Origin of the sequence: Pseudomonas sp. PS02303 (assembly GCF_029959925.1) — a bacterium.
Taxonomy (GTDB): Bacteria; Pseudomonadota; Gammaproteobacteria; order Pseudomonadales; family Pseudomonadaceae; genus Aquipseudomonas; species Aquipseudomonas mandelii.
On record NZ_JASCOM010000443.1, the window covers coordinates 1 to 2,797 of the forward strand.

2 protein-coding genes are annotated in these 2,797 nt (G+C 58.6%); one reads left to right on the top strand and one right to left on the bottom strand.

The genetic code is table 11. The features are described from left to right. Positions 1-149 precede the first annotated feature (149 nt). Positions 150-1,526, bottom strand: coding sequence for a glutamine synthetase family protein (locus QMX98_RS33825; RefSeq protein WP_010455434.1), 1,377 nt, complete (start codon positions 1,524-1,526; stop codon positions 150-152). 280 nt (positions 1,527-1,806) lie between these two features. Here QMX98_RS33825 and QMX98_RS33830 point away from each other — a divergent pair, with 280 nt between their 5' ends. Continuing rightward, a complete protein-coding gene (locus QMX98_RS33830) occupies positions 1,807-2,568 on the top strand; it encodes a gamma-glutamyl-gamma-aminobutyrate hydrolase family protein (RefSeq protein ID WP_077749123.1) in 762 nt (253 codons plus the stop codon). Positions 2,569-2,797: the final 229 nt, after the last annotated feature.

The following is a 2,797-nucleotide window of genomic DNA, read 5'->3' on the forward strand; positions in this document are numbered from 1 at the left end:
CGGCCGTCTTCGCGTGCAAGCCTCGCTCCTACAGGTATTGCAGCGTGCACGGCTTCTGCGCCAGGCACTTCTCCCTGTAGGAGCGAGGCTTGCCCGCGAAGAGGCCCTCACATTCAATATCGAAAGTAATTGCCCCACCGCTCAACCCATCAAACGGTATGCAGATACCAGTTGTACTCAAGGTCGGAGATGGAGTTCTCGAACTCGGCCAGCTCGCTTTCCTTGCACGCCACGAACACGTCGATGTACAGCGGGTCGATGTAACGGGCCATGACTTCGCTGTCGTCCAGCTCGCGCAATGCATCGCGCAGGTTGTTCGGCAGGCTCTGCTCGTTTTGCTCGTAGCTGTTGCCTTCCACCGGGGCGCCCGGCTCGATCTGGTTGGTCAGGCCGTGGTGAATACCGGCCAGCACCGACGCCATCAACAGATACGGGTTGGCATCGGCACCCGCCACGCGGTGTTCGATGCGCACCGAATCGGCGGAACCGGTCGGCACACGCACGGCAACGGTACGGTTGTCGATGCCCCAGCTCGGCGAGTTCGGTACGTAGAACTGCGCGCCGAAACGGCGGTATGAGTTGACGTTCGGGCACAGGAAAGCCATCTGCGCCGGCAGGGTCTCGAGCACACCGCCGATCGCGTGTCGCAGCGCGGCGTTCTGCTCGGGATCCTCGCTGGCAAAGATGTTGTTGCCTTCTTTGTCGAGAATCGAAATGTGCACGTGCAAACCGTTGCCCGCCTGGCCCGGATATGGCTTGGCCATAAACGTGGTGTCCATCTCGTGGTCGTAGGCGATGTTCTTCACCAGACGCTTGAGCAACACCGCGTAGTCGCAGGCCTTTATAGGGTCGTTGACGTGATGCAGGTTCACTTCGAACTGCGCCGGGGCGCTTTCCTTGACGATGGCGTCGGCAGGAATGCCCTGCTCTTTCGCGCCTTCAAGGATGTCTTGCAGGCAGTCGACGTATTCATCCAGGTCGTCGATCAAATACACCTGGGTCGACACCGGACGCTTGCCCGAGACCGGCGAACGTGGCGATTGCGGACGACCGTTCACGTTGTCCTGGTCGATCAGGTAGAACTCAAGCTCGAACGCCGCGCAGATGGTCAGGCCCATGTCGTCGAACTTGCGCACCACATTGGCCAGCACTTCACGCGGGTCAGCGAAGAACGCCTCGCCTTCCAGTTCGTGCATGGTCATCAGCAACTGCGCGGTTGGACGCTTCTGCCACGGCTCGATGCTCAGAGTGCCAGGGATGGGATAGCAGATTCGATCCGAGTCGCCGATGTCCAGACCCAGGCCGGTGCTTTCCACCGTAGAACCATTGATGTCCAGAGCAAACAGAGACGCCGGCAGGTTAATGCCTTTTTCGTAAACCTTATGAAGACTGGTGCGTTCGATGCGCTTGCCGCGCACCACACCGTTCATATCCGCAATCAGAAGGTCGACGTACAAAACCTCAGGATATTTCTTAAGGAATGCGTTTGCTTCGTTGAGTTGAACGGTACGCAGAGGGACCGACATGATGCACCTATTAGCTGTTAATTATTATGTTCACTACCTTGTTGCGAGCCCAGTCAACCCGAACGGCAAAGTGAAGTCAATAGCGAACACTTGGCCTCTCCACCTTTATTTTCGGGCCTTTTTGGGGGGCGAGAGTGCCATAACGGTCTTGAGTACCGCGTAAACCCTGAGGATCGGACGATCGGCGTTTAGAATTTTTTACATGAGAGTTGTTAATTAAAATCAACAAGGCTAAGCTCCGGAAAAGCTCGTTCAAGTGTGAAACTTCGAGGTGATAAAAATGGCATTCAAGCCATTGATCGGCGTTACAGCGTGCGTCAAACAGATTGGCCTGCACCCCTACCACATCAGCGGCGACAAGTACTTGCGTGCTGTCAGCGTTGCGGCTTTGGGGCTGCCCGTCGTTATTCCTTCCCTAGGCGAATTGACCGATATCGACGACCTGCTCGCGCAGCTCGACGGTCTGTTGCTGACCGGCTCGCCCTCGAATGTGGAACCCTTCCACTATCAAGGCCCGGACAGTGCCCCCGGCACGGATCACGATCCGGCGCGGGACGCCACCACCCTTCCTTTATTGCGTGCAGCCATTGCGGCGGGCGTGCCGGTGCTCGGCATCTGCCGAGGCTTTCAGGAAATGAACGTGGCGTTCGGCGGCAGCCTGCACCAGAAGGTGCATGAACTGCCCGGCATGCTCGATCACCGGGAAGCGGACAGTCCCGAGCTGGCGGTGCAGTACGCCCCGGCGCATACCGTGACGGTGCAACCGGGTGGCGTGTTCGAAGCGATGGAGTTGCCCGCCGAGTTCAGGGTCAATTCGATTCACAGTCAGGGTATTGATCGATTGGCGCCAGGCCTGCGCGCCGAAGCGGTTGCGCCGGACGGTTTGATCGAAGCCATTTCGGTGGAACACAGCCAGGCGTTTGCCGTCGGTGTGCAATGGCACCCGGAATGGCAGGTCCTGTCGAACCCGCCCTACTTGAGCATTTTCCAGGCGTTCGGTGATGCGTGCCGGCGACGGGCCGCGTTGCGTAAAACCCGCTGACTAAAAACAACCCTTTACTGCCCCCGCGAGTCAGGCGGGCGTGTCTTTGCGCGTCCGTGACTTGCGACAACAACACACTGCGATAACAACAAGTACTACCAGGCAGCCAGGACGGCGGCGCCGAACAAGCCCGATCGATGCGGATCAGGCGAGCGCAACCTCTTGTAGGAGCGAGGCTTGCCCGCGAAGGCGGAGTGTCAGTCGACATCATCGTTACCTGATACACCGC